Consider the following 26,407-nt stretch of genomic DNA (forward strand, 5'->3'; position numbering starts at 1 on the left):
TTGTTAGTTTTGAGTTTAGGCAAAAACCAAACTGCATATGAATCGTTTTTTACTTTGTATCACTATACTTTTCACAACATTCTTAACTGCCCAAGACATTAAATCACCTTCAGAGTTTTTAGGTTATGAATTGGGTACTGAATTTACCAGACACCATGAGGTTGTAGATTATTACGAATATCTGGCCGAAGTCGCTAGCGACAGAGTCCAACTAACGGAATATGGGCAAACCAATGAACGTAGGCTATTATTGCTTGCTTACGTATCATCAGCTGCTAATATTTTAAATATAGAGTCCATAAGAGAAGAACATTTAAAATCTGCTAACGGGGAAGGTAACGCCTCAAAAGCTATTGTTTGGTTAAGTTATAATGTTCATGGTAATGAGAGCGTAAGTACTGAGGCTTCCATGCAGACCATTTATGAATTGTTGACCAGCAAAAGTGACTATTTAGAGAATACCGTAGTTATTATGGACCCTTGTATTAATCCGGATGGTCGGGACAGGTACAGCAATTGGTACAATCAATATAAAAACAGTCCGCATCAAGTAGACCCAAATAGCAAGGAACACCATGAAGGCTGGTGGACCGGTCGCAGCAACCACTATATGTTTGACTTAAACCGGGACTGGGCTTGGCTAACACAGGTTGAAAGTCAACAACGTATTAAGTTCTACAACAAATGGATGCCGCATGTTCATGTAGATTTTCATGAAATGGGAGTTAACAATCCCTACTATTTTGCTCCCGCAGCTGAGCCTTATCATGAGGTAGTCACAAATTTTCAAAGGGATTTTCAGAAAACCATAGGTAAAAATCATGCAAAATATTTTGATAACAAGGGTTGGTTTTATTTTACCAAAGAGATTTATGATCTTTTTTATCCAAGTTATGGTGATACCTATCCAACATACAATGGTGCTATTGGCATGACCTACGAGCAGGGTGGCAGTGGAAGAGCTGGGCTTGGAATTACCACACGTATTGGTGATACACTTACTTTAAAAGACAGAATAGCACACCATCATACCACGGGACTTTCTACAGTTGAAGTCGCAGCAAAAAATGTGGATAAGCTAAATGCCGAATTCAAAAAGTTTTATCAAAACAAAAACTATAAGTATAAAAGCTATGTTTTGAATGGTGATAGCGATAAAATTGATGCACTTGCAAAGTTATTAAGCCATCATGAAATTGAATATGGAAAAGGTAGTAGTGGTACCGTTAAAGGTTTTAATTATAACACTAACTCTTATGGTTCCATAAAAATGGACGAGAATTCCATTGTAGTTTCCACCAATCAGAAAAAAGGCACCATGGTAAAGGTTTTATTTGAACCCACCGCCAAGTTGAGCGATTCGTTAACCTATGACATTACAGCTTGGTCATTACCGTATGCCTACGGTTTGGATGCAGTGGCTTCTACTACATCTATAAATCAGTCTAACTTTGAAGCTACTAGTATTTCCAATCAAAATTTGAATAATAACACTTATGCGTATGTGGCAGATTGGAGCAGTATGACAGATGCACGATTTCTGAGTGATTTATTAAAAAAAGGTATAAAAGTCAGAACTGCTTATGCTCCATTTAAGATTGAAGGGAATTCTTTTGAACGTGGAAGTTTAATAATTACCAAAGCGGATAACCAAAACAAAAAAGATTTTATAAGCACTTTAAAAAAAGTACTTGAACAAAATCCATCAGTAAATCTAACTCCCGTAAAAACTGGCTTTGTAGACACAGGTAAGGATTTTGGTTCATCTTACGTACAAATGATAAAACCACCTAAAATAGCTATCCTTTCTGGTGAACCAACATCAACACTAAGATTTGGCGAGATTTGGTACTTTTTTGAACAACAATTGCATTACCCACTTACAGTGGTTGATGAAAACTATTTTAAAAGGGTAAATTTAGATAAGTACGATGCTTTGATTTTACCTGGCGGTAGATATGGTAACTTCTTTGATGAAAATCAACTTAAAAGACTAAAGGATTGGGTCAAAAATGGTGGTAACTTAATTGCCATGGGAGGTGCTATAAAAGATATTGATGGTGAAAAAGGATTTGGCATTAAAGCTAAGAAAGCTGAAAAGGATAGTACGGAAACAAAAAATCCCATGCCTCATGAAAACTCACAGAGGGAACGTATTAAAAGTGCTATTACTGGAGCGATATTTAAAGTAAAAGTGGATAATACGCATCCTTTGGCATATGGTTATGGAAAAAATTATTTTACTTTAAAATTAGGTAATGACTCCTATGATTACTTAGATAGCGGGAATGCTGTCTATTTAGAATCGAACACTAAACCCATTTCCGGTTTTGCGGGAAGTGAAGCCCAAAAGAAAATAGGAAATTCTCTGGTTTTTGGAGTCGAATCCCATGGCTCTGGAAATGTAATCTATATGGTGGACAATCCTCTTTTTAGGGGTTTTTGGGAAAATGGTAAATTGTTCTTTGCCAATGCACTGTTCATGGTCAACTAAACTTATTGTTATGAAAAATCCCCTGATTCTATTTGCCTTTATGATTTGTTTTACCATTGGTTTTTCCCAAGAAATAATTGAATTACCAAATAAGGTAGCTGAAGGAATCAGTTGGAAAGGACCAGAGAAAGAATATTACTCGGAAATATGGCAGACCCAAGTTGTCACTAATGTTTCCAAACCAACAATGGAAGTTTTTCGGCCTTCCAAAGACATGAATACTGGAACAGCCGTTATTGTAGCGCCTGGAGGCGGTTTGTACGCCCATAGTATTAATAGCGAGGGCAATGATGTTGGCAAATGGCTCGCGGAAAAGGGAATTACCGCATTTGTGCTCAAGTATCGATTGGTGCCAACAGATAAAGATGGAGTAGCTGAAATTACAGAATTATCAACTACAAATCCACAGAAAATTATAGATGAGGTTGCTAAAGTGCTGCCACTTTCTATTGAAGATGGCTTGAATGCAATTTCCCATGTTCGGAAAAATGCTACTAAATATGGCATAAATCCTTCAAAAATTGGTTTTATGGGATTTTCAGCAGGAGGAGCTGTAACCATGGGCATTGGTTATAATTATTCTAAGGAAAATAGACCTGATTTTATGGTCCCGATTTATGCTTGGACGGATGTCATTACTGTGAAAGAGCCAAAAAATGATGTCCCCCCTACTTTACTTATTTGTGCTACGGATGATCCTTTAGGACTCGCAAAAGGCTCTGTAGAATTGTATCAATCCTTACAAGGTGCTGGAAAATCAGTAGCATTGCACATGTACGCGAAAGGTGGTCATGGTTTTGGGATGAGAGAACAAGGCTTACCTTCGGATAAATGGATAGAACGTTTTTACGAATGGTCCGTTGCCCAAGGAATTACAGAGCCTAAGCATTAATACCATGAAAATTCTTTTATACCTACTTTCTTTTCTCTTTTTAATAAGTATACGAGCACAAAACGGGTTTCAAGAAGAAGTAGATAACATTGTTAAGCGCAATGATTCGTTATGGGACAATTCTAAAGAGACTATTGTATTTACTGGTAGTTCCAGTATCCGTTTTTGGGAAGACGTACAAGAACGTTTTCCTGAGCAACATATTCTAAATAGTGGATTTGGAGGTTCACAAGCAAGTGACTTACTATATCATTTAGAAAAATTGGTGTTACGATACAGTCCTAAAAAAGTATTCATTTACGAAGGAGATAATGATGTTTTCGCCAAAAAGAGACCAAAAGAGGTTGTTCAAACAACACTAAGTATCATTCAGCTAATAAAAAATAAAAATCCCAATACGAGCATTATTTTAATATCTGCAAAACCAAGTATAGCAAGATGGCGGCTACGAAGAAAATACAGGCGTTTAAATAGAAGGTTGGAAAAATTAGCCCTGTCAGACATGAATTTATCTTACGCTAACGTGTGGGACATTATGCTTGATGGGAGAAAAGTTAGAACGGATATTTTTATTGAAGATGGGCTGCACATGAACGCAGCTGGCTATGAGCTTTGGTATAAAAAAATTAAAGAGCATGTTGATTAATCAATCAAAACATGTCTTATTTTGACTGGATATTACTGATTTTTGGTTATCTGGATACTTAACTTTATAAATACTTTTTGAGCTTAAAATAATTCTTATGATAAAATCTGTTTTTTTTAAAAGCCTTCTTATAGTATGCGTAATAGTTGTTATTCTTTCTTGTACTGAAAAAAAAGAACAACTTATTCTTCCTGAAACAGATTTGACTAAAGAGGCACTTATTCCAATGCCACTAAAAATAATCCCAACAAATTCAGCTTTTGCCTTAGATCAATTTACGGCAATTTACACTTCTCCAAGAAGTGAAGGGCTAAGTAAGGTGGGCAACTTTCTTTCTGAGAAAATTAATGCTAAAACGGGTTTACGGTTATCTGTTAATGACGTAGAAGGCGAAACTATTGATCGTGTTATTTATATCAATCAAGTCAATGGTCCAGATTTAGAAAAAGAATCCTATCAGCTTTACATAAGAAAGGATTCCATCATTTTAAATGTTAAAACCGTTGAGGGAGCTTTTAGGGGAATTCAAACCTTAAGGCAATTGATTCCAGAAAAAAGCAATGATACTTTAAATAAACGTCCTATTTGGCCCATTCCTACAGGAAAGATTTTAGATCAACCCAATTTCGAATATAGAGGCGCCATGTTGGACGTAGCTAGGCACTTTTTTAGCGTTGAAGATGTAAAAAAGTATATTGATCTATTGGTCTATTATAAAATAAATGCACTTCATCTTCATTTAACAGATGACCAAGGATGGCGCATAGAAATAAAATCTTGGCCAAAACTAACTGAAATTGGAGGAAGTACAGAAGTTGGTGGTGAAGCTGGTGGATTTTACACACAAGAAGATTATAAAGCAATTGTTGATTATGCCCGTAAGCATCATATGATGATAATTCCTGAAGTTGATATGCCCGGTCATACAAATGCTGCCTCTGTTTCTTACCCTTTCTTAAACGGAAACGGTAAGACACCAAAACTTTATGAAGGTACACATGTTGGTTTCAGCACTTTTGACACCAGAAAGGATACTGTTTATGCCTTTATTGATGATGTAGTTAAGGAAATATCAGCGATGAGTCCTAGTCCTTATTTTCATATAGGAGGTGATGAAAGCCATGTTACCAAAAAGAAAGATTTCATTTACTTTATTGAACGTGTAGAGAAAATAGTGCAAAAGCATGGAAAGCAGATGATAGGTTGGGATGAAGCAGCTAAGGCAAATTTAGATTCATCATCCATAATTCAGTTTTGGAACAGCAAAGAAAATGCAACAACTGCAGTAGAAAAAGGTATGAAAGTGATATTGTCACCTGCAAAAAAAGCTTATTTAGATATGCAGTATGACCCGCTTTCTAAGCATGGTCTACATTGGGCCGCTTACATTCCAGTTGATACCGCTTATGTTTGGACACCTGAAACGTATAGCGGAATTCCTAAAGAACATATTCTAGGGGTAGAAGCCCCATTATGGTCAGAAACAATCAGTAATATTTCGGAATTGGAATACTTGGCTTTCCCCAGAGCTATAGGATACTCAGAATTAAGTTGGTCCACAGCGGAAAATAGAGATTGGGAAGATTATAAAGAAAGACTTGCAAAACAAGCTCCGTTTTTAGAGCGAATGAATGTTAATTACTATCCCTCTAAACTAATTGATTGGGAAAAAAGCGAACATTCCTTGGAGACAATTCAAAAAGATTAGATTCTATTCAGATTAAATTTAAAATAGCGATAGTTTTATTCAACTACCGCTATTTTTGTTTTGCTACTTTTTTAGACCTGGCAAGCCTTCAGGTTTTTTCGTTTGCCATGAGAATGGTTCAGCTTTTTGTTCCTTTGGCCAAACCTCATCCAAAGTATCAGCATCATATACTTTTCCATTTTTAACCACATGTGATATGGTATTGGTGTTTCTCAAATTTTCAAGAGGGTTTTTATCAAGTATTATAATATCAGCTAGTTTTCCAACTTCTAAACTCCCTAAATCACCATCTAAGCCAATTGCCTCTGCCCCAATTATTGTTGCAACTCGTAATGCATCATGATTATCCATACCACCACTGGCAACACTCCACAATTCCCAATGGAAACCAAGTCCTTGCAATTGTCCATGGCTACCAATTCCGCCAATACCGTCAGCTTCCACTAATTCCTTCATGAACTCTGCATGCTTTTTAAATACATGTTCTTCATCCATGAACCAACCCGGTCTTCTTCTAGATTTCCTTGCTAAATCGCTATAAGGGGGTAAAATGTTGAATCTTTTTATCTCCCCATACATTCTCACGTGAATAATAGTAGTTCTCTGCCCATGGTCCACCATAAGATACCAATAAGGTTGGTGTTACCGCCATTTTAGATTCTGCCACCGTTTTTAAAACATCCTCGTAAATTGGATAAATGGGGAATGAATGTTCATGCCCTGGGTACCCATCCAAAAGCTGGGTCATATTCAATTTAAAATCTAATCCGCCTTCTGTGGTTGGCATTAATTTAAGCTCTTTACATGCTTCAATAACCCACTGGCGTTGCTGCCTGTTCCCCACCAAATACATTTTGATGGTCTTAGTATCAAAATAGTTACTGTACTGTTTTAGTACATCTTTGGTTTGTTCCAAACTATTTAACTTATAAAACCAAAAGCCAAGCCCAGGACCAGTACTATAAATCCTAGGTCCGACTAACTGACCTGCTTCTACCATATCTGCATAGGTCAAAACATCCGTAGTTCCAGTTTGTGGATCTCTGGTTGTGGTAACGCCATAGGCCAAATTAGCAGTATATGACCATACTTGATTTTTGTGGATTCCCCATGCTGGGCGCATATGCGCATGCACATCAACAAAACCGGGAACTATTGTTTTACCATTAACATCTATCTCTTTAGCACCATTTGGTACCGATAAACTCCCTGAAGCTCCAATTGCTTTGATACGGTTATTTTCGATTAAAATGTCACCGTTTTCTATAATATCTTTACCCTTCATGGTAATTAGACGAGCTCCCTTGAGCAATAAAGTTCCTTGTGGAATATCTTTTTTGTAAGGTACTTTTACTTGGATTTCATCTGCTTCAAATTTTTTCTCTTCTTTCTTTTTATCGTCTTCATCTTCTTTATCCGTTTTAGTAGAATCTGACTTTTTTTCGGTTTTCTTAAGCTCTTTCTCCTTCTTTTTAACCGTAGCAACACTATCTGCAAATTGCTTGCCAGCTACTAAATCATAACTAAAAAAACTAGCCCCCAAAGACCAATGCACCGTATTACTATTTGATGACCATGTAGGAAACTCACCTCCCATTAACGTTAGTTTTACAGCAGGAAAAGCAGCATTTTCTGCTTTTGCGAGAGAAATAGTTGGAGTTTTACCATATCTGGGAATGGTAACTTTGTATACATCATTATTAATTTTAGCAAGTGCAGATTTACAATCTGGGGAAATTTTAATTTCCTGCGGTTGGGAAGATTTGTCATTTGGCTCTTCATACCCATTCTTACCAGATAAAATATCATGCCCCCCATACTTATCATGAAATATATCTTGAGAACCATAGGTCACAATTCCCTTTAATTTTAAATGTTCTTTTACATCTGTACCATCCCAGCGTATGGAGATTAATCCCTTACCGGCTTGATAAAGGTAAATTCTATCATCAACCTTGGTAAAGTGAGGCATTCTCCTACCTTTAGTTTTATCAATTAAGTTAATAGCACCTCCATCTGAACTTACCCAAACCAAATCCTCGGCAGTTCTGCCAGATAAAGGTCCAACCAAGTCTTTAAAAACCTGTGCACTACCACGATGGAAGGCTATTCTATTAGAATTGTATGACCATTCTGGGTTGGTATATACTCCTGATACATTGGTTAGCTTGGTTACTCTAGTTCTACCATCTACGTTAACTTTATATAAGTCCCCACCACTTTTTCTCCAAGTAGCAAAAACCAGATACTTTCCGTCTGGAGACCAAGAAGGATGCGCCTCTATAAAATCATTATTTGTGAGTCTACTTGGCGTACCATTAGGGTAGTCCATTATATACAACCTATTCAATGCCGTAAATGCCAGTTTAGACCCGTCTGGAGATGGTTTGGCATTTCTAATTTGGGTTGCAAAGGCTTCTGATTCATCTGTAATTGGATATTTAAATTGTAATAAGGGGCCCATATCCAGTTTAACATCTACGGTAAATGGAATTTCGGTCGCAACTTTATCTGTAATAGAAATTGAGTAAATTTTACCCCCATATGAAGCGATTAAATTTTTACTGTCTGGTGTAAATGACATTGCAGGTAATACTCCTAAAGGGGCTATTGATTCTTGTTCATCACGTTGAACAGGATATGCCAACCAGTCTTCATCTCCCGTTTTAAGGTTACGTATGATCAAACCCGTTTCTGCCTCATAACGAGTACCAAATACTAACCAATTCCCGTCCGGAGATAAAGTGGGTGTAAACGCAGAACCATATTTTGAAGTAATTGTTGCCATATCACTATCCTCCATATCATAAGTTCCTATTTGATATTGTGGTAGTTGTGCATTATAATTCCAAGAATTTCTCCGCTGTGAGAAGTACAGTAATTTACCGTCAGCAGAAAAAGCTGGGTCAGTCAATTTTATATTCTTTGGCTCACTGACCAACTGACTCCCAGAGCCTCCATCCTTGTGATAGATATGAGGTTTGATATTTCTTCTCCCTTTTACACCAACAATATATTCTCCATCCGGAGTCCATTCTGCAGAAAAGAAATTATGTTTTTTCTCTTTTGTTATCTGTTTGTCCTCTTTAGAGCCCAAATCCATAGTCCAAATATTATCTGAGCCACTTTTATCAGAAATAAAGACCAATGATTCTCCATCAGGACTATATCTTGGATGCACATCGTAAGCAATACCTGATGTTATTTGTGTAGCCTTACCTCCTGTAATTGGAATGGAATAAATATCTCCCATTAAATCAAAAACAATAGTTTTTCCATCTGGGCTTACATCCACTGAAATCCAAGTGCCTTGATCAGTGGAAAATTGAATGGTACGTTCTGGTTCTAATGGCAACTCTTTGGTTGCCTTTTTGGTAGAGTCTTTTTCTTTTTCTTGTGAGAAAGTGCTTGTAAAGTTAAAAAGCACGACAAGCATCATGTAAATGCTCAAGATACGATTTTGCATGTTGGTAGTTTGATTAATTAGTTGTCTGGTAAGATAACCAAACTACCTGAAAATAAGAGTGCAAATTAACTTAGAAATAACAATTTGCGAAAAATCTATTCTTCCTCGGATGAGTTTTTTTCATCTTTGGAATCTTCGCTAAAATCTTTAATTCCGTTAGTGTGAAGAATATTATACCACTGGATAATTTTCTTAATATCACTGGCATAGACTCGGTCTTCATCGTAATTAGGTAGAATTTCAAAAAAGTATTCTTCCAACTTTATTTTTTCTTCCTTATGACCGATTGAGGTCTTTCCTCCGTTTTCTTTTTCTTTTATTTTCTGGAAAACTTCTCTTAATGGCACTTCTTCTTCCAAAGTGTAAATAGCAATTTCAGAAAGCACACTCACATTACTTCGCATACCTACGGTGACTCTTTTACCGTCTAAAAGTGATTCTCCAACAAATCCACTTCTCGTCTGGGTAAGTAGCTTAAATAATCCTGGTCTACCACCTATGGAAAGAATTTTGTCTAATGCCATTAGTTATAAAATTTATGCGCGCAAAATTATACTTTTAGTTGAGATAGTAAATTTTTTTAACGTGCTTTTTTAGGATTAGGAAAACGCATTTTATATTCTATATTAATTTTACCCTTGGATATCTTTTCCAACCTATTTTTCAATAAACGTTTCTTCAAGGATGAAAGCTTGTCCGTAAAAAGAATTCCCTCAATATGGTCATATTCATGTTGGATTACCCTAGCTAACAAACCATCATAAGTTTCGGTATGGGATTTAAAATTTTCGTCCTGATAGGTAATCTTAATTGTATCCTTTCTATTTACGTCTTCTCTAATGTCAGGAATACTCAAACAACCTTCATTGAATGCCCATTCTTCTCCACTTTCCTCTTCAATCCTAGCATTTATGAATACTTTTTTAAAGCCGTTCAACGCTTTTTGCTCTTCTTCCGTCAAATCTTCATCATCTGAAAAAGGTGTAGTATCCACTAAAAATAAACGAATTGGTAGGCCAACCTGTGGAGCCGCCAAGCCAACGCCATTGGCGTTATACATGGTCTCCCACATATTTATCAATAGTTCTTTCAGTTTTGAATGCTCTTGGCTAATCTCTTTTGCTTTTTTTCTCAAAACTGGGTCACCGTAGGCTATTATAGGTAAAATCATAAATTATATTCTGTCTAAATATGCTTGTAAAATTAGAGTGGCGCTTATTTCGTCAACCAAAGCTTTATTCAGTCTTTGCTTCTTTTTTACTCCAGAGGCAATCATACTCTGTACAGCCATTTTTGAAGTAAATCTTTCATCTTGTCTATCTAACGGAATGTCAGGGAATTGTTCGGTAAATTTATTTAAAAACTTTTGAATCAAACTTTCAGCTTCAGAAGCTGAGCCATCCATTTGTTTGGGTTCACCAACAATTACACGTTCCACATCTTCCTCCTTAAAATACGTTTTCAAAAAAATAAAAAGCTCAGATGTTTTCACTGTTGTCAATCCAGAAGCTATTAACTGAATTTCATCTGTAACGGCAATTCCAGTGCGTACTTTTCCATAATCCAATGCCAATAGACGTGCCAAATGTTGAATTTTTGGCAAAAATAACCCTAAAAATGTTATGCCCTTAAATTTGACATTAATATTGTGGTGATACAATTATATTTGCTCAAATTTGAATCATGACAGAATTAAGAGCACAAATAGAACAAGCTTGGGATAACCGAGAATTATTAAAAGATAACGAAACGCAAAAAGCCATCAGAAAGGTAATCTCATTGCTTGATGATGGAAAATTACGTTGCGCAGAACCTACTCCCAATGGATGGCAAATAAATGAATGGGTAAAAAAAGGAGTCGTTTTATATTTTCCAATTCAAAAAATGGAGGTTCTTGAAGCTGGAATATTTGAGTATCATGATAAAATTCCTTTAAAAAGAGGCTATCAAGAAAAAGGAATACGAGTAGTTCCTCATGCTGTTGCAAGGCATGGTGCATACATATCCAGTGGTACAATTCTAATGCCCAGTTATGTAAACATTGGGGCTTATGTTGATGAAGGTACCATGGTGGACACATGGGCAACCGTGGGGAGTTGTGCACAAATAGGTAAAAATGTGCACCTAAGTGGTGGAGTAGGTATTGGTGGTGTTCTTGAGCCTTTACAAGCTGCACCAGTAATTATTGAAGATAATGCTTTTATAGGTTCACGTTGTATTGTGGTAGAAGGTGTAAGAGTAGAAAAAGAGGCGGTCCTTGGTGCAAATGTGGTACTTACAGCTTCTACAAAAATTATTGATGTAACTGGTTCCGAACCGATTGAAAGAAAAGGGATTGTTCCTGCTGGTTCTGTTGTTATACCGGGCAGCTACACTAAAAAATTTAATGCTGGAGATTACCAAGTTCCCTGTGCTTTGATTATCGGAAAGCGAAAAGAAAGTACCAACAAAAAAACTTCTTTAAACGATGCGCTTAGGGAATATGATGTAGCTGTTTAAAATTAAGCATGAGAAAATTTCTTGTCATACAACAAAAAATGATTGGTGATGTTTTGGCAAGCACTATTCTATGTGAGCATTTAAAAATCCATTTTCCTGATTCTGAAGTGCATTTTTTAATTAATGAGAATACCACAGCCGTGGTTGATGGTAACCCTTATATAGACAAAACTGTAATTTTTAGAAACAATTTTAAAAAGGATAAATCTAAATTTTATCAATTTCTTAAAAGTGTAAAAAAAGAAAACTACGATGTGGTAATCGATGTCTATTGTAAATTGGAAAGTAATCTGATTAGTTATTTTTCTAAGGCATCAATTAAAATTTCCTACAAAAAATGGTACTCAAAATTCATTTATGACCATTTGTTTACCTATTCTCAGAATCCAGGCACTAAATTAGGGTTGGCCATTGAAAATAGGCTACTATTACTTTCGCCCATTATTGATAAACTCAAAAAACCAGAATTAGCCCCAAAAATATTTTTGTCCAGCGAAGAAATTGCTAAAGCCAAAGACTTACTCAAGCAACATAAAATAGGTGCTTCAGAAAAGTTACTCATGATAGGGGTTTTAGGCAGTAGCCCTATCAAAAGCTACCCTCTGGAATACTTGGCCAAGACAATTGATTATATAACTGAAAAGAATGATGTAACCCTACTTTTCAATTATATTCCAAGTCAAAAGGTCGAAGTTGACAAATTACTTTATCTATGCTCAGAAAAATCAAGAAATAGTATTAAAGAAAACCTATTTTGTCCATCACTACGGGATTTTTTGGCCTTATTGAGTATTTGTGATGCTTACATTGGTAATGAAGGAGGCGCCACTAATATGTCCAAAGCTTTAGATATCCCTAATTTCTCTATTTTCTCTCCATGGATTTCTAAAACTGCCTGGTTGACTTTTAATGAAAATACTGCCAATAGAGCCGTGCATTTAGCAGATTATTTACAGAATAATTTGATTCAAATAACAAAAAAAGAAAGAAAGAAAAATTCTTTGGAACTTTATCAACTTTTTAAACCAGAATATTTTAAAGAAGAGTTGTTAGACTTTATCAATACCGAAGTTTTCCCTAACCAATAATACTTGGTATGCATCCATTATAACCTTCCAACCATTCTTGAGCATATAAGCAATAGCCAACTTACCTTTACCACCATTGGGTAAATCACAATCATCAATCAATACGATGCTATTTTCATGTAATCGATTTTCAATTGCCTTAAATTCCAGCAAATGATGTTCCTGACTTTTTTTTTGCACCTCAATATCATTGCTATAATCATAACTATCCAAATACAATAAGTCTACTTTTTTATCGAAGTCTTTTAAAAAGACCAAAGAGTCAGAATGATGAATTTTCACATATTCATTTAAGTTTTGCTTATCTACCTCTTGCTGTGCATTCCTACATGATTCCTCGCTAATATCAACAGAATGGACAAAAGCGCTATTTTCCTTGGCCCATTTTCCAAAAACTATAGTCGCTGCACCATTACTTTTGGCTCCTCTGAGCCCTTCTCTTGAAGTACCGGTTTCAATAATGGTCTTCGCATCAATAGACTTCATTAAATCCATTACTTTTAGAAAAGTGTCCCTTCTTTTTCTAAAATCATGTCTGAAAGGCATAAAAGGGTATAATGATTTATGCTTGATAAATTTTCCTAGAAAAAAACCAAAAATCCCTAGGGCCAAAACCCATAATATCCACTCCATAAAAATATTTTTTCAAATATAAGCCAACCATTTACGCTTTTTGTAGTCTATACTATAAACATTGAAAGGTTTGAATAAAATTATATTGTAGGAAAAATACTTCCACAATACAATTTTATCTTCTTTTTTTTGTTATAGTTTTGCAGCACCAAACCCCAATAGTACCAATTTATGGCTGAAATTAGTACCCCAAGACAAAAGCTATCGGCATTAATCATCACCTACAATGAGCTAGGATATATTGAAAGATGTATTGAATCTATTTCATTTGCTGATGAAATTATAGTCGTTGATTCTTACAGTACAGATGGTACTTATGAGTTTCTCTTGGAACAGCCTAACGTTAAGGTAATTCAAAACCCTTTTTCAAACTTTACTGCACAAAAATCGCATGCTCTAGAACAAGCTTCCAATGATTGGATTCTTTTTGTGGATGCAGATGAGGTAGTCACCAAAAATCTTGAACTAGAAATAGTAGACACTATAAATGATTCCAAAGCCTGTGAAGCATATTGGTTCTATAGAACCTTTATGTTTCAAAATAAGAGATTGAATTATAGTGGTTGGCAAACAGATAAAAATCATCGCCTTTTTAGAAAAAGTAAGGTGAAATTTACAGATGCCAAATTAGTACATGAAACATTAGAAGTAGATGGTTCGTCATGTATTCTCCAAGAAAAATTGATGCACTATTGCTATAAAAACTTTGAAGACTATAAGTCTAAAATGCTACATTATGGTAGGTTAAAAGCCAAGGAAGCATTTTATAAAGAGAAAAGTTTCAATTATTTTTTATTAATCTTTAAACCTTCATGGAAGTTTTTCTATCAATATATCCTTCGTTTAGGGTTTTTAGATGGTAAAAAAGGAGTGACAGTTTGTTACTTAAATTCTTTAAGTGTTTTAGAGCGGTATCGCGAGCTTAAACGTTTAGAAAAGAAAAACGAATTGGCTTACTACTTGGTTATGCCGTAATGCGTCCAAACCATCTTTTCGGTTTTTGTCTCTTTTCTTATTTTTTTGTTTTTTGCTATCGATTCTGGAGTTTTATAACCCCTTTTGTGGTCTAAATGTACGCAAACTGCACTGTACCGCAATTGTTTTGATTTAAGTCCAAAATTAAATAAGCGCTCCCCCAACTCCCTATCCTGTCCACCATATTGCATACGTTCATCAAACCCATTTACATTGAGGATATCTTTCTTCCATCCAGAAGAATTATGACCATTCCAACTGGCATTCGTAGGTGTTACCGTATTCAAAAGTTTTGAAATAATTCCGCGAGCGGTAAGTTTATTGTTCTTAAAGGTCTTTGGAATACCCTTCTCTTTTAACCAACTGATTTGAAAACATTTTTGTTTTTCAATATCATCTAAGGTAATCATCTTAGAAATGTTCATGGGCAACATGTAGTAACCACCAGAAATAAAATATCCTTGTTCTTTATTAATATAATGCACATGAACAAAGTCCTCCCTAGGAATGCAATCACCGTCTGTCATAATAATATATTCTGCATTGCAGGCTTCAACAGACTTATTCAAGATTCGTGATTTTTGAAAGCCATCATCCTCTTGCCAAACATGAACAATTTTGTAAAATACCTTTTTACTTATTTCTTCTAATAATTCCTTGGTTTTTGGTCCAGAGCCATCATCGGCAATAACTACCTCAAAATCTTTAAAGGTTTGGCAATTAAATCCCCAAAGTACTTTCTCCAGCCATTCTTCGGCATTATAGGTACTTATGATTACAGATATTTTAGGTGATTCCATTCCGACAAAAATATAAATATTAAACTGTTCATCTATATCTTTAATTTTGCAATTGCTTTAATAAGCCGTTTATGAAAATTAAAGAGATTCCTATTTCTATTTTTAACACACTACGTTTGTCAGCTTTATCTAAAAAAGCTCTTGTAAAGAATGGGGGGAAATCAAAATTGATAGTTTCACTGGCAACAATACCTTCAAGGTTAAATATAGTTCACCTCACTATTAGAAGTATTCTAAATCAATCTACACTTCCAGAAAAAATCATTTTATGGTTACATAAAGATTTGAAAAATAAGGTCCCAAAAAAATTATCTGTTTTAGAAGGAGAAATTTTTGAGATTCATTTTTCTGAACTTACCTGTTCGCATAGAAAACTAGTCAATGCTTTGAAAATTTATCCTAACAAAGCCATTGTCACATGTGACGATGATATGATTTATAGAAAAGATTGGTTAAAGAATATTTGCAAGGCTCATAAAAAAAATCCAAGTACAATTATTGCAAATCAGGTGCGCTGTATTACCTATAAAGACAATAAGGTAGTAGCATACAAAGAATGGGGAGCAACTGACGGTTTTTGCAAGAATGAAAAATCCCTACTACCAATTGGAGCCGGTGGAACACTTTATCCTCCAAATTCTTTATTTGAGGATGTAACAAATTCTGAGCTATTTCTAAAATTAACACCAACTACAGATGACCTTTGGTTTAAAGCAATGTCGTTAAAGCAAAACACGATTTCTATGATTTCAGAATACCCAACAAAAGAACCAATACCAATTTGGGGTTCACAAGGTGTATCTTTAAAAAAAGGCAATATCAAACAAGACAAGAATAGAATTCAGTGGCAAAATGTTGCTGATTACTACAACTTGCATGAACTAGTCAAATAGCCATGACGACAGAAATAAATAATTGTATTGAAGCATTAAAAAAGGGAGGGCTTATCCTCTATCCTACAGATACTGTTTGGGGTATTGGATGTGATGCCACCAACAAAGATGCGGTAAAAAAAGTGTATCAATTAAAAAATAGAGAAGATAGTAAGGCATTAATTTGTTTGGTAGCTAATCAAGCAATGTTGGAAAGGCATGTAAAAGAAGTGCCCGACGTTGCCTATGATATTATTGATTTAGCTAATAAACCAACGACTATAGTTTTTGATAATCCAAAAGGCTTGGCAGAAAACCTAATTGCTACAGATAATACTATTGCCATTAGGGTAGCGTCGGATAAGTTTTGCCAGTACCTTATCAATAAATTTGGCAAACCAATAGTTTCTACTTCGGCAAACATATCTGGAATGCCTTCTCTTAAAAATTTCTCAGCTATTTCAAATGAAATTTTAAAAGGAGTTGACTATGTGGTAAATTTGCATCAAGAAAAAGAAAATTCTTCTCCATCATCCATCATCAAATTAAGTAATGATGGAACAGTAAAAGTAATCCGAGAATAATTGAACAAGGTTTATGAACCATAAACATGCGCTGCAACATACTATTTTTAAGACTATTGGTGAAAGTGCCGATGAACTTGACATGGAAGCTTATGTTATCGGTGGTTTTGTACGCGATCATTTTTTGAAAAGAGGTAATGCAAAAGACATTGACGTAGTTGCAATAGGAAGTGGCATTCAATTAGCCGAAAAAGTTGCTTCAAAATTAAAAGGAAAACCAGAAGTTGCTGTTTTTAAAAATTTTGGTACAGCAATGATAAAAAATCAAGACATAGAACTTGAATTCGTTGGTGCCCGGAAAGAAAGCTATTCTCGTGACAGTCGTAAACCCATTGTAGAAAACGGGTCTTTAGAAGATGATCAAAACCGGAGAGATTTTACTATTAACGCTTTAGCTTTAGGACTGAATAAAAATAATTTTGGAACCCTGTTAGACCCTTTTAATGGAATTAGAGATTTGGAAGAAAAGACAATACGCACTCCCTTATCGCCAGATATTACGTATTGTGATGATCCATTACGGATGATGCGGGCAATCCGTTTTGCAACACAACTGGATTTTAATATTGAAATGCAGTCTTTACAGGCCATTGTTGAAAATAAAGATCGTATAAGCATTATTTCTAAAGAACGTATTGTTGATGAGCTACATAAAATATTGCTTTCTAAAAAACCTTCAAAAGGCTTTGCATTACTGCATAAAGCTGGTCTACTTCAACTAGTTTTACCTGAATTGACCGCTCTACAAGGTATTGAAGAAATAGAAGGTCAAAAGCACAAGGATAATTTTTGGCACACGCTCGAAGTTGTAGATAATATTGCAAAAACTACAGATGATTTATGGTTAAGATGGGCAGCCCTACTACACGATATTGGTAAGGCACCCACAAAAAAGTTTCATAAAAAAATAGGATGGACTTTTCATGCCCATGAGTTTGTAGGGTCTAAAATGGTGTACAAATTATTCAAACGGCTACATATGCCATTAAATGACAAGATGAAGTTTGTCCAAAAAATGGTATTGATGAGTTCCCGTCCTATAATTCTTTCAGAAAATCACGTTACAGATTCCGCTGTACGCAGACTGGTGTTTGACGCAGGTGATTATGTCGATGATTTAATGACATTGTGCGAAGCAGATATCACCACCAAAAACCCTAGAAAACAAAAAAAGTATAAAAACAATTTTAAAATAGTACGTCAAAAAATAAAGGAAGTTGAAGAGCGCGATCATATCCGTAATTTTCAACCTCCAGTAACTGGTGAAGAAATTATGAAAACCTTCAACTTAAAACCATGTCGTGAAATTGGCACTATTAAGGATGCCATAAAAGAAGCCATTTTAGAAGGTGAAATACCTAATGAACATGAAGCAGCTTTTAAATACATGCTTAAAGAAGGGAAAAAATTAGGCTTAACTAGCGTTGCCACATGAAAAAGAACTTTAGAAAACTTGCAAAGATTTCGCTAGTATTAGTGTATTTGGTCATTATCGCTGGTGCTGTGGTCAGGATGACCGGGAGCGGAATGGGCTGTCCTGATTGGCCCAAATGTTTTGGATACTATGTTCCACCAACTGATATAGAAACTCTGGAATGGAAACCAGAAAGAAAGTTTCAAAAAGGTCAGGTTATAATTCAAAATGAAGCTTTACAAGTTGCAAAATCAAATTTCACTACCACCCAAACATTTAATGCCGGTAATTGGGAACCTTATACAAAACACAGTTATTCCACCTTTAACGTTTGGCATACTTGGATAGAATACATCAATCGTCTTCTTGGAGCCTTAGCTGGTCTGGCAACATTGGCTTTAGCTATATTTTCATTTAAATTTTGGAATAAAAACAAAAGAATCACCATTCTTTCTTGGTTGGTTGTGTTTGGGATGGGTTTTCAGGCATGGCTCGGGGCAACAGTGGTGTATTCAGTACTTGAGCCTGTGAAAATAACCTTGCACATGGTAATGGCTTTGTTGATCGTTGCTTTAATTCTTTATTTAATATTTCAAGTAAATCAACAGGTCGAAATTCATAAATCTCAAAAATACCTGCCAATATTAGTAGTTTCTTGTTTGATACTAACATTAGTTCAAATTATATTGGGGACCCAGGTACGTCAATTTGTGGACGAACAAATAGACATAGTTGGTGAAAAAGCCAAAGAACTATGGCTTATAAAACCAACATTCCAATTTTATATACACCGTTCTTTTTCAATTTTAGTAGTGCTTCTAAATGGATATTTATTATACACTATTAGAAAGAACAACTTAGGCTTTAAAAAAATTAATTGGATTGTAGGCATCATACTATTTGAAATCCTTACAGGAATATTAATGTATTATGTAGACTTTCCTTTTGGTAGTCAGCCACTGCATTTAGTATTAGCTAGTCTTCTATTCGGTGCGCAGTTCTATTTGGTTTTAGAAGTCACAAAAACTTCTAAAAGTCACAAAACTTTGTAACTTTACCCCACTCAAAATTTTATTGATGATTTATAAAATCAGGATAATTCTTGATACTGAAGAGGATATTTTTAGGGATTTAGAAATAGAACAATCTAATACCCTTGAGGACTTCCATAATGCGATTACCCAAGCCTTTGGGTTTTTGGGCAATGAAATGGCATCTTTTTACACTTGTGACCAAGATTGGAACCAAGATGAAGAAATTGCTTTGTTCGATATGAGCGAATCTGGCTCTGATGTCCGATTGATGAATGAAACAACTTTGGAAGATGTGTTGACTAAAAAACAACCAAAACTCATTTATGTTTATGATTTTTTAAGCATGTGGACGTTTTTTGTTGAGCTGGCTGATATTGTTGAAAAAGAAGACGGCAGAACATACCCAAATATCCTTTTTAGCTTTGGTGAATTACCTGATTCCCCTCCAGAAAAAAGCTTTGAGTCAAAACCTTCAATTGATTTTGACGACAACTTTGAAAGTTACGATGACTTGGATTTTGATGAAAATTGGAATTAAAAAAGTTATTAAAACTTTAACCACTTAAAACACTCTTAATTATAAAATGCTAAACCTATATCCTGCACAGATTGAAAGTGTCTCACTACACCGGGTGGGCAACAAAAATAAAAATGAAGCTATTTTCTTATCTGCTGAACCACATACATTGAATGATGAAATGGCTGGGCTATTAAAAGAATATTTTTTTAAGCCATTTCGAGAGAAGGAAGAAAACTATTTTAAATTTTCCAATGAGGTTGATGTTGAGTTCAATGAAATCTATAAATCCGTTGCAGAAATCTTTGATGACACCTCTAAAGTCCATGCAGAATCAAAAAAGATAACTACTTATTTATACGAACAATCCAACCATCCACACATAAAAAGTGGTGAAGTTTATATTGTCCATTTTTCCGATGTAGTTATCGATAATAATAAAACCGATGCTATTGGCATTTTTAAAAGTGAGTTAAAGCATGACTTTTTACAGTTCGAAGAAAAAGGCCAAAATCTTGACATTTTAATTCAACAAGGCATAAATACCAATAAACTGGATAAAGGCTGCCTAGTTTTCAATATTGATAAAGAAGAAGGTTACAAAGTACTCTCTGTGGACAGTAATCGGTACGATGCCAAATACTGGTTAGAAAATTTCTTAGGCCTTGAACCACTTACTGATGAAAATTTTTACACTAAAAACTACTTGAAATTCTGTCAGAACTTTGCGAAAGATGTAGTCTTACCTGCCGAAGATAAGCAACAAGAAGTGTTGTTCATGAACAGAGCAGTTAACCATTTTGCAAAAAATGATGCTTTTGAAGAGAGTAGTTTTTTAAACGAGGTTATGGAAAACCCGGAATTGATCCCAGAGTTTAAACACTACAAAGTTGAAAAAGGTCCTAAGTATAGTATTGAAGATGTATCCAACTTTGACATTGCCAATAAAGCTGTTTCCGATGCTCGAAAGAAGATAAAGAACGTCATTAACCTAGACACCAATATCCAGATTAAAATGGATTTTATAAATCCAGAGTCAGCTCAAAAATTTGTTGAAAAAGGTTGGGATGAGGAACGCCAAATGTATTATTACTTGGTATATTTTAACAAAGAACAGAAGAGTTAAAACTTTTTTTCTATCAACTGTTTCATACTCACATCTTCATAATTACGTTTTACAAAGTCTAATGCAGTGGCCAATACTTCTCCCATTGTCTTACATTTTTTAAATTCGACATCAAGGGTAAAGTCATGTAATTCGTCTTTTAAGCGCTCTACATTTTCAGGCATGGAAATCTTGTCTGTCTTAACAGCGCTAATTAGTCTTTTTATTCTATTACCAGAACTGATAATGCGTTTTGCCACAATGGAGCGTTCTTCAATCTTATACTGGTCTACAGAATACTCTTGCAGTTTTGAACTTACAAGTTCTACCATATTAAGGTTTTCCTTAAAGAACTGGGGCAAATACACTTTAAATTTCCCTTCAAAACACTGCTGGTCAAAATCAATGGCACGTATCCTGTAAACAACATGGTCAAAATCATGAACAGGTACAATTACATAATTGTATGATCGCATATCTCCCAATAAACGAATCATGCACCTTTCATTAAATTTTACAAACTCTTTAGCCAATTGCGCTTTTTCAGACTCTGTACAGTTAGGCAACATATCTTTTATAAAAACATCTCCTGGGATTCCAGAAATATGCTCCTCTATAAGTGTATCCTTATAGACCAAAAAGTTTAGATTATACGGTGAGAGCATATGCTCTAACTCTAATCCGTAAATACGGGAAGCATCGGTTTTTTTTACATAAAAGTAAGTGTAATTATCATTTAGAATATTTCTGACCTTTATACGAAAAGGTTTTGAGTTTCCAAACGTACAGAAGTCGATAGCATCTATGTTTAGGTACTCTAATATCCTAGTGCTCCCATCAGAATGTAAAATAGAATAGACCTTTTTTAAACTTAAATCTATTTCTTCTCGTTCAAAATCCGAGTAAAAAACACGAACCCACAGGGTATCCACATCATCATTATCATATACCGCTACTGACCCAGAAAAACGTAATAAATCATCATAAAAAATGGGAATCTCAATTTTTCTATTATACCTATTCAAGTAAGCATCCAATTTTTTTTTAACTGGACATGCCGGTTTTTTCTTCGACATTAATTTTTCTTCAGACATTTCTCTGGCTTATTTGTAACAAAATCTATTAACCATCGTCAAGTTACTATAAACAAATCAAAAAACGATTCCGCTTTGGATACAATACTGACCGTAAACAACCTTACCAAAAAATTTGGCTATTTAACTGCTGTAAAAGATTTGTCCTTTACCATAGAAAAAGGAAATGTCTATGGTATCCTAGGACCAAATGGCAGTGGTAAATCCACAACTTTAGGCATTATACTAAATGTTGTTAATAGAACTGCTGGCGACTTCAGCTGGTTCGATGGCAATGCATCAACTCATGAAGCCCTCAAAAAAGTAGGTGCCATTATCGAGAGGCCAAACTTTTATCCGTATATGACTGCCGTTCAAAATCTGAAATTAGTCTGTAAAATAAAAGAGGTTGGAGAAGATAAGATTCAAGAAAAATTGGATTTAGTTGGACTACTAGACCGTAAGGACAGTAAGTTTAAAACCTACTCGCTGGGTATGAAACAACGTTTGGCCATAGCCTCTGCCCTATTGAATGATCCTGAAATTCTAATATTAGATGAACCCACAAACGGTTTAGATCCACAGGGAATACACCAAATCAGAGAAATCATAAAAAAGATTGCATCACAAGGAACAACCATATTATTAGCATCCCACCTTTTGGATGAAGTGGAAAAAGTATGTAGCCATGTGGTTATTCTAAGAAAAGGCGAAAAACTATACTCTGGTCGTGTAGATGAAATGATGGCGAGCCATGGTTTTTTTGAATTACGAAGCAGTGATATGGATGCCTTAAAAAACCTTCTTGAAAAGAATGCAAGTTTTGGAAAAATTGATGCTAGCAACGGAACATTGACCGCTTATCTAAAAGAAGAAATGAATGCCGAAGAATTGAACAAGGTATTATTTGAAAAAGGCATCGTCCTTTCGCATCTTGTGAAACGAAAAGAAAGTTTGGAAGAGCAATTTTTGGCATTAACAAAAAACAACTAATTAACCATGGTACGACTGCTACAAATAGAATTTATAAAACTTTGGAATAACAGGGCGAGTAAAGTACTTGTTATCTCTTATTTTGCATTGCTTACTTCAATTGCACTAATCGCTGCAATTAAATTTGATATTGGTCCAGTCAAGTTTCATTTAGCCGAGATTGGCATTTTTAATTTTCCTTACATCTGGCACTTTAACACTTTTGTTACGGCATTTTTTAAATTGTTTTTAGCCATAGTGATTGTCTCCATGATGGCAAATGAATATAGTAACAAGACCATTAAACAGAATTTAATAGATGGTCTTTCCAAGAAAGAGTTTATCCTATCTAAGTTTTTAACTGTCATTTCATTTGCGCTTGTTTCAACAGTATTTGTGTTTGTTGTGTCCATGATTTTAGGGTTGGTTTATTCTGATTTCAATGAACTTTCAATCATATTCTCAGACTTGGAGTTTGTGTTTGCCTTTTTTGTTAAGCTCGTAGGTTTCTTTTCATTCTGTCTATTCTTAGGAATTTTTGTAAAACGTTCAGCTTTTGCCTTAGGCTTTTTGATTTTGTGGCAAATTATAGAAGGAATTACCAGAGGACTTATACGTTGGAAATTATTTGATGGAGAAACTACTGAGACTGTTATGGGGTTCTTTCCATTACAATCTATGTTCAACCTCATAAAAGAGCCTATTACAAGGTTAGAAGCGGTACAAACTGTCGCGGACCAAGTTGGGGAGACAATTAATTTAAATTACCATGTTCATTGGTATGAAATATTAATTGTGCTCGGTTGGACAGCAATTTTCATCTATTTATCCTATGCCTTACTAAAGAAAAGAGATTTGTAGTATATTGCTTTTTTGCTTATACTCAAAAATGCTACAAAGATATACGTGGATTTGTATATTCCTTTTTTCTCCTTTGCTTCTATTGGCACAAGGTGAAACTTCCAATTGGTATTTTGGGGAAAGAGCAGGTTTACAATTTCAAAACGATGGTACGGTCACACCGTTGACAGATGGCCAAATAGATACCTACGAAGGCTGCGCCTCAATATCTGATAGCTTTGGAAACCTTTTGTTTTACACCGATGGGATAACGGTATATGATAAAAACCATCAAGTGATGCCCAATGGAAATGGACTATATGGAGACCCTTCCAGCGCACAATCTGCCATAATAGTTCCAAAACCTGAAGACCCAGAAAAACTTTACATATTCACTGTCGACACTTCTTCATTTGAGGGGGATCCAAATCGCGGGCTTAATTACTCGCTGGTAGACATGAATTTAAATGAAGGTAATGGAGTAGTAATTGAAAAAAACATACGCCTTCTAAATCATTGTTCAGAGAAAATAACCGCAGTAGTTAAAGATTGTTTTGACCAATCCATTTGGGTTATGGCTTTTTCTACACAAAATGGTAGTGTAGGACCTTATAATACCTATCATGCTTTTGAAATAAACACCTTGGGCATACAAACACCAGCTGTTAAAAGTGGCTTTGAACTAGAGATAAACGATGCCAGAGGTTATATGAAGTTTAATGCCGATGGTACCAAGTTAGCAAGTGCCAATTCTTTTGGTGGATTGTACCTTTATGATTTTAACAAGGAGACTGGAGCAGTTTCAAATCAAATATCGTTAGCCATAAATGGAGAAAATATCTTTCCCTATGGAGTAGAGTTTTCACCAAACCAGCAATTTCTTTATATCCACTCCACTAATAATGCACCTGCTGATCAATTAGGAGTACATACCTCATCTTTGGTACAGTTTGATGTTTTGGCAAGTGATATTGAAGCTTCGCAGATAATAATTGATGAAAGGGCAATTTATAGAGGTGCACTTCAATTAGGGTCAGATGGTAAAATTTATAGAACCATTGCAAACAATTATTTTAATGGCACTCCATTTTTAGGGATTATACAAAATCCAAATGAAGCTGGCACAAATGCCAACTATCAGCATAATGCTATAAGTTTAAATGGCAGAAATGGTACTCAAGGCCTCCCTCCCTTTATACAATCTTTCTTTGATAAAACTTCTTTAGTACAAAACCCTGATGGTACAAAAAGCAATACGCTTACCATCTGCAACGGGGAAGGCTTTACACTACAAGCAGAAGAAATTACTGGAGCTACTTACAATTGGGAGAAAGATGGGGAAAGCCTTACTAATTCAAGTGCAATATTAGAGGTAAATCCTGCGGTTTTATCAGATGCCGGTAGGTATAGACTAGAAATTATTTTACCTAATCTAAATGCTTGCCCCATAATAGGCGAAGCTTTAATATCTGTTAACGAATTACCAGAAACCCCAACTATTTCATTATCACAATGTGATATAGATGCAACTGATTCCCAAGATGGGATTACAGCTTTCAACTTAGAGCAAATTATTACTGATGATAATGCCTATTTTTTTTATGAAACCATGGTGGATAGAGCGAATGATAATTCTATACAAGAAACGATAGGCTACATTAACGCTTCACCATTCAATACCACTATATATTATAAAAAAGTAAATGAGTATAATTGCGAAAGTATAGGTCAACTTAATCTACAAGTAGTGCCTACTCTTACTAGTGATAGTAGCAAAAAAACAATTTACGTTTGTGATGAAGATTCAAACGATTTAATTCTAAGTGGAAGTTTTGATTTATTGGAAGCTGTCGACTCTGATACTCTAGAAAATTTTGAAGTTTCATTTTATGGCAATAGGCAAAACGCTTCTCTTGAAATCGATGAACTTTCAACTGTACTTACAAGGGAACCAACAACAGTTTATGCAAGAGTTGAAAATGAAAATCAATGTGTAGATGTTTTGGAAATAGACTTAATTGTTAATCCAACACCAAGATTGGATTATCCCGATGAAATTTTATTTTGTACAGACGGTCCACCAATAACAATATTAGCCCCAGAAGGCTTTGATTTATATCATTGGACGCAATTAGATACAAACGCTAATTTAGAATTAAGTGATACTGATGAGTTAGAAGTAACAAATACTGGTGTTTATGAGTTAGAAGTAGGCTATAGTTATATCTTACAAGGAGAGACCTATACATGCACAAGTACGGAACGTTTTGAGGTTATACCTTCAAATAGAGCTGTTATTGATAATATTAATATACGAGATTTCTCTGATAATAATAGTGTGGAAATTTTAGTCTCTGGAGACGGGGACTATGAATTTTCAATAGATGGGTTAACCTATCAAGATTCAAACATTTTTACTAACGTTACGCCAGGTATTTTCTCAATTTATGTAAATGACAGGAACGGATGTGGAATAACTGAGGAGTTGATTTCTGTAGTGGGATACCCGAAGTTTTTTACTCCAAACGGTGATGGAATTCATGATTCTTGGCAATTAATAGGCATAAATTCTGAGTTTCAACCCAATAGCACTGTTTCGATTTTTAATCGTTATGGAAATTTAGTTGCTGCTTTTGATATGAATTCATCTGGTTGGGACGGTACCTATAACAATACGGTTTTACCAGAAGCTGATTACTGGTTTAAAACCATTTTAGAAGATGGTAGAGTGTTTAAAGGTCACTTTACGTTAAAAAGATGACATTACTCAATATTTTTTGTAAATTAAATTGTTT

24 protein-coding genes are annotated in these 26,407 nt (G+C 35.0%); 16 read left to right on the forward strand and 8 right to left on the reverse strand.

The window, feature by feature from the left end; all coding sequences use genetic code 11:
* Positions 1-37: 37 nt before the first annotated feature.
* The 4 genes from AACP56_RS03850 (at position 38) to AACP56_RS03865 (ending at position 5,740) form a co-directional block, all read left to right on the forward strand.
* A complete protein-coding gene (locus tag AACP56_RS03850; protein WP_339333243.1) occupies positions 38-2,494 on the forward strand; it encodes a M14 family metallopeptidase in 2,457 nt (818 codons plus the stop codon).
* A 10-nt stretch (positions 2,495-2,504) separates the two neighbouring features.
* Positions 2,505-3,386 (forward strand): alpha/beta hydrolase, encoded by an 882-nt coding sequence (locus AACP56_RS03855; protein WP_339333241.1) that lies wholly within the window; start codon positions 2,505-2,507, stop codon positions 3,384-3,386.
* Positions 3,387-3,390: 4 nt separating this feature from the next.
* On the forward strand, positions 3,391-4,032 hold the full coding sequence (locus AACP56_RS03860) for a GDSL-type esterase/lipase family protein (RefSeq protein WP_339333238.1): 642 nt from the start codon (positions 3,391-3,393) through the stop codon (positions 4,030-4,032).
* A 97-nt stretch (positions 4,033-4,129) separates the two neighbouring features.
* Positions 4,130-5,740, forward strand: coding sequence for a family 20 glycosylhydrolase (locus AACP56_RS03865; protein WP_339333236.1), 1,611 nt, complete (start codon positions 4,130-4,132; stop codon positions 5,738-5,740).
* Positions 5,741-5,803: 63 nt separating this feature from the next.
* On the opposite strand, the gene AACP56_RS03870 is transcribed toward AACP56_RS03865, so the two are convergent.
* The 5 genes from AACP56_RS03870 to ruvX form a co-directional block, all read right to left on the reverse strand.
* The gene (locus tag AACP56_RS03870; RefSeq protein ID WP_339333234.1) at positions 5,804-6,235 is read right to left on the reverse strand and encodes an amidohydrolase family protein; all 432 of its coding nucleotides are present in this window, start codon (positions 6,233-6,235) and stop codon (positions 5,804-5,806) included.
* A gap of 40 nt (positions 6,236-6,275) precedes the next feature.
* On the reverse strand, positions 6,276-9,206 hold the full coding sequence (locus tag AACP56_RS03875) for an amidohydrolase (RefSeq protein WP_339333232.1): 2,931 nt from the start codon (positions 9,204-9,206) through the stop codon (positions 6,276-6,278).
* A gap of 95 nt (positions 9,207-9,301) precedes the next feature.
* A complete protein-coding gene (locus AACP56_RS03880) occupies positions 9,302-9,730 on the reverse strand; it encodes a DUF5606 family protein (protein WP_339333230.1) in 429 nt (142 codons plus the stop codon).
* Positions 9,731-9,786: 56 nt separating this feature from the next.
* Positions 9,787-10,377, reverse strand: a complete 591-nt coding sequence (gene def, locus AACP56_RS03885) for a peptide deformylase (RefSeq protein ID WP_339333228.1) — start codon at positions 10,375-10,377, stop codon at positions 9,787-9,789.
* A gap of 3 nt (positions 10,378-10,380) precedes the next feature.
* On the reverse strand, positions 10,381-10,791 hold the full coding sequence (gene ruvX, locus AACP56_RS03890; protein WP_339333226.1) for a Holliday junction resolvase RuvX: 411 nt from the start codon (positions 10,789-10,791) through the stop codon (positions 10,381-10,383).
* A 98-nt stretch (positions 10,792-10,889) separates the two neighbouring features.
* On the opposite strand from ruvX, the gene AACP56_RS03895 reads away from it, so the two are divergent.
* Both AACP56_RS03895 and AACP56_RS03900 read left to right on the forward strand, forming a co-directional pair.
* Positions 10,890-11,705, forward strand: coding sequence for a 2,3,4,5-tetrahydropyridine-2,6-dicarboxylate N-succinyltransferase (locus AACP56_RS03895; RefSeq protein ID WP_339333224.1), 816 nt, complete (start codon positions 10,890-10,892; stop codon positions 11,703-11,705).
* Positions 11,706-11,713: 8 nt separating this feature from the next.
* Positions 11,714-12,793 carry a glycosyltransferase family 9 protein gene (locus AACP56_RS03900; protein ID WP_339333222.1) on the forward strand — a complete coding sequence of 360 codons (1,080 nt, stop codon included), beginning with the start codon at positions 11,714-11,716 and terminating at the stop codon, positions 12,791-12,793.
* On the opposite strand, the gene AACP56_RS03905 is transcribed toward AACP56_RS03900, so the two are convergent.
* Complete coding sequence (locus AACP56_RS03905; RefSeq protein ID WP_339333220.1) at positions 12,755-13,426, reverse strand: class I SAM-dependent methyltransferase; 672 nt, start codon at positions 13,424-13,426, stop codon at positions 12,755-12,757. The genes AACP56_RS03900 and AACP56_RS03905 overlap by 39 nt on opposite strands.
* Before the next feature lie 171 nt (positions 13,427-13,597).
* On the opposite strand from AACP56_RS03905, the gene AACP56_RS03910 reads away from it, so the two are divergent.
* On the forward strand, positions 13,598-14,401 hold the full coding sequence (locus AACP56_RS03910; protein WP_339333218.1) for a glycosyltransferase family 2 protein: 804 nt from the start codon (positions 13,598-13,600) through the stop codon (positions 14,399-14,401).
* Here the strand turns inward: AACP56_RS03910 and AACP56_RS03915 are convergent.
* Entirely contained in the window at positions 14,383-15,201 is an 819-nt protein-coding gene (locus AACP56_RS03915) for a glycosyltransferase family 2 protein (protein WP_339333216.1), read from the reverse strand. The genes AACP56_RS03910 and AACP56_RS03915 overlap by 19 nt on opposite strands.
* 71 nt (positions 15,202-15,272) lie before the next feature.
* Here AACP56_RS03915 and AACP56_RS03920 point away from each other — a divergent pair, with 71 nt between their 5' ends.
* The 6 genes from AACP56_RS03920 to AACP56_RS03945 are packed head-to-tail and all read left to right on the forward strand — an operon-like array spanning position 15,273 to position 20,748.
* Positions 15,273-16,094, forward strand: coding sequence for a zinc-binding alcohol dehydrogenase (locus AACP56_RS03920; protein WP_339333214.1), 822 nt, complete (start codon positions 15,273-15,275; stop codon positions 16,092-16,094).
* Positions 16,095-16,096: 2 nt separating this feature from the next.
* Entirely contained in the window at positions 16,097-16,657 is a 561-nt protein-coding gene (locus tag AACP56_RS03925) for an L-threonylcarbamoyladenylate synthase (RefSeq protein WP_339333212.1), read from the forward strand.
* A 13-nt stretch (positions 16,658-16,670) separates the two neighbouring features.
* Positions 16,671-18,092, forward strand: coding sequence for a CCA tRNA nucleotidyltransferase (locus AACP56_RS03930; protein WP_339333210.1), 1,422 nt, complete (start codon positions 16,671-16,673; stop codon positions 18,090-18,092).
* A complete protein-coding gene (locus AACP56_RS03935) occupies positions 18,089-19,123 on the forward strand; it encodes a COX15/CtaA family protein (protein WP_339333208.1) in 1,035 nt (344 codons plus the stop codon). The genes AACP56_RS03930 and AACP56_RS03935 overlap by 4 nt, the downstream gene beginning before the upstream one ends.
* A gap of 25 nt (positions 19,124-19,148) precedes the next feature.
* A complete protein-coding gene (locus AACP56_RS03940; protein ID WP_339333206.1) occupies positions 19,149-19,643 on the forward strand; it encodes an IS1096 element passenger TnpR family protein in 495 nt (164 codons plus the stop codon).
* Positions 19,644-19,689: 46 nt separating this feature from the next.
* Entirely contained in the window at positions 19,690-20,748 is a 1,059-nt protein-coding gene (locus AACP56_RS03945) for a nucleoid-associated protein (protein WP_339333204.1), read from the forward strand.
* Here the strand turns inward: AACP56_RS03945 and AACP56_RS03950 are convergent.
* Positions 20,745-21,821, reverse strand: coding sequence for a hypothetical protein (locus AACP56_RS03950; RefSeq protein ID WP_339333202.1), 1,077 nt, complete (start codon positions 21,819-21,821; stop codon positions 20,745-20,747). The two genes, AACP56_RS03945 and AACP56_RS03950, sit on opposite strands and share 4 nt — an antisense overlap.
* A gap of 75 nt (positions 21,822-21,896) precedes the next feature.
* Between AACP56_RS03950 and AACP56_RS03955 the strand changes: the two genes are divergently transcribed.
* Genes AACP56_RS03955 through AACP56_RS03965 form a run of 3 tightly spaced genes read left to right on the forward strand, consistent with a single transcriptional unit; the run spans position 21,897 to position 26,373 of the window.
* Positions 21,897-22,793 (forward strand): ABC transporter ATP-binding protein, encoded by an 897-nt coding sequence (locus tag AACP56_RS03955; protein ID WP_339333200.1) that lies wholly within the window; start codon positions 21,897-21,899, stop codon positions 22,791-22,793.
* Positions 22,794-22,799: 6 nt separating this feature from the next.
* Complete coding sequence (locus tag AACP56_RS03960; RefSeq protein ID WP_339333198.1) at positions 22,800-23,633, forward strand: ABC transporter permease; 834 nt, start codon at positions 22,800-22,802, stop codon at positions 23,631-23,633.
* 28 nt (positions 23,634-23,661) lie between these two features.
* The gene (locus AACP56_RS03965) at positions 23,662-26,373 is read left to right on the forward strand and encodes a T9SS type B sorting domain-containing protein (RefSeq protein ID WP_339333196.1); all 2,712 of its coding nucleotides are present in this window, start codon (positions 23,662-23,664) and stop codon (positions 26,371-26,373) included.
* The last annotated feature ends 34 nt before the right edge of the window (positions 26,374-26,407 follow it).

The organism is Croceitalea sp. MTPC6, from assembly GCF_036985525.1.
Classification (GTDB): domain Bacteria; phylum Bacteroidota; class Bacteroidia; order Flavobacteriales; family Flavobacteriaceae; genus Croceitalea.

What these genes read in the sequence shown, in the direction of transcription:
- AACP56_RS03850 (WP_339333243.1), top strand. Translation starts at nt 38, where the DNA reads ATGAATCGTTTTTTACTTTGTATCACTATACTTTTCACAACATTCTTA.
- AACP56_RS03855 (WP_339333241.1), top strand. Translation starts at nt 2,505, where the DNA reads ATGAAAAATCCCCTGATTCTATTTGCCTTTATGATTTGTTTTACCATT.
- AACP56_RS03860 (WP_339333238.1), top strand. Translation starts at nt 3,391, where the DNA reads ATGAAAATTCTTTTATACCTACTTTCTTTTCTCTTTTTAATAAGTATA.
- AACP56_RS03865 (WP_339333236.1), top strand. Translation starts at nt 4,130, where the DNA reads ATGATAAAATCTGTTTTTTTTAAAAGCCTTCTTATAGTATGCGTAATA.
- AACP56_RS03870 (WP_339333234.1), bottom strand. Translation starts at nt 6,235, where the DNA reads ATGGATGAAGAACATGTATTTAAAAAGCATGCAGAGTTCATGAAGGAA.
- AACP56_RS03875 (WP_339333232.1), bottom strand. Translation starts at nt 9,206, where the DNA reads ATGCAAAATCGTATCTTGAGCATTTACATGATGCTTGTCGTGCTTTTT.
- AACP56_RS03880 (WP_339333230.1), bottom strand. Translation starts at nt 9,730, where the DNA reads ATGGCATTAGACAAAATTCTTTCCATAGGTGGTAGACCAGGATTATTT.
- def (WP_339333228.1), bottom strand. Translation starts at nt 10,377, where the DNA reads ATGATTTTACCTATAATAGCCTACGGTGACCCAGTTTTGAGAAAAAAA.
- AACP56_RS03895 (WP_339333224.1), top strand. Translation starts at nt 10,890, where the DNA reads ATGACAGAATTAAGAGCACAAATAGAACAAGCTTGGGATAACCGAGAA.
- AACP56_RS03900 (WP_339333222.1), top strand. Translation starts at nt 11,714, where the DNA reads ATGAGAAAATTTCTTGTCATACAACAAAAAATGATTGGTGATGTTTTG.
- AACP56_RS03905 (WP_339333220.1), bottom strand. Translation starts at nt 13,426, where the DNA reads ATGGAGTGGATATTATGGGTTTTGGCCCTAGGGATTTTTGGTTTTTTT.
- AACP56_RS03910 (WP_339333218.1), top strand. Translation starts at nt 13,598, where the DNA reads ATGGCTGAAATTAGTACCCCAAGACAAAAGCTATCGGCATTAATCATC.
- AACP56_RS03915 (WP_339333216.1), bottom strand. Translation starts at nt 15,201, where the DNA reads ATGGAATCACCTAAAATATCTGTAATCATAAGTACCTATAATGCCGAA.
- AACP56_RS03920 (WP_339333214.1), top strand. Translation starts at nt 15,273, where the DNA reads ATGAAAATTAAAGAGATTCCTATTTCTATTTTTAACACACTACGTTTG.
- AACP56_RS03925 (WP_339333212.1), top strand. Translation starts at nt 16,097, where the DNA reads ATGACGACAGAAATAAATAATTGTATTGAAGCATTAAAAAAGGGAGGG.
- AACP56_RS03930 (WP_339333210.1), top strand. Translation starts at nt 16,671, where the DNA reads ATGAACCATAAACATGCGCTGCAACATACTATTTTTAAGACTATTGGT.
- AACP56_RS03935 (WP_339333208.1), top strand. Translation starts at nt 18,089, where the DNA reads ATGAAAAAGAACTTTAGAAAACTTGCAAAGATTTCGCTAGTATTAGTG.
- AACP56_RS03940 (WP_339333206.1), top strand. Translation starts at nt 19,149, where the DNA reads ATGATTTATAAAATCAGGATAATTCTTGATACTGAAGAGGATATTTTT.
- AACP56_RS03945 (WP_339333204.1), top strand. Translation starts at nt 19,690, where the DNA reads ATGCTAAACCTATATCCTGCACAGATTGAAAGTGTCTCACTACACCGG.
- AACP56_RS03950 (WP_339333202.1), bottom strand. Translation starts at nt 21,821, where the DNA reads ATGTCTGAAGAAAAATTAATGTCGAAGAAAAAACCGGCATGTCCAGTT.
- AACP56_RS03960 (WP_339333198.1), top strand. Translation starts at nt 22,800, where the DNA reads ATGGTACGACTGCTACAAATAGAATTTATAAAACTTTGGAATAACAGG.
- AACP56_RS03965 (WP_339333196.1), top strand. Translation starts at nt 23,662, where the DNA reads ATGCTACAAAGATATACGTGGATTTGTATATTCCTTTTTTCTCCTTTG.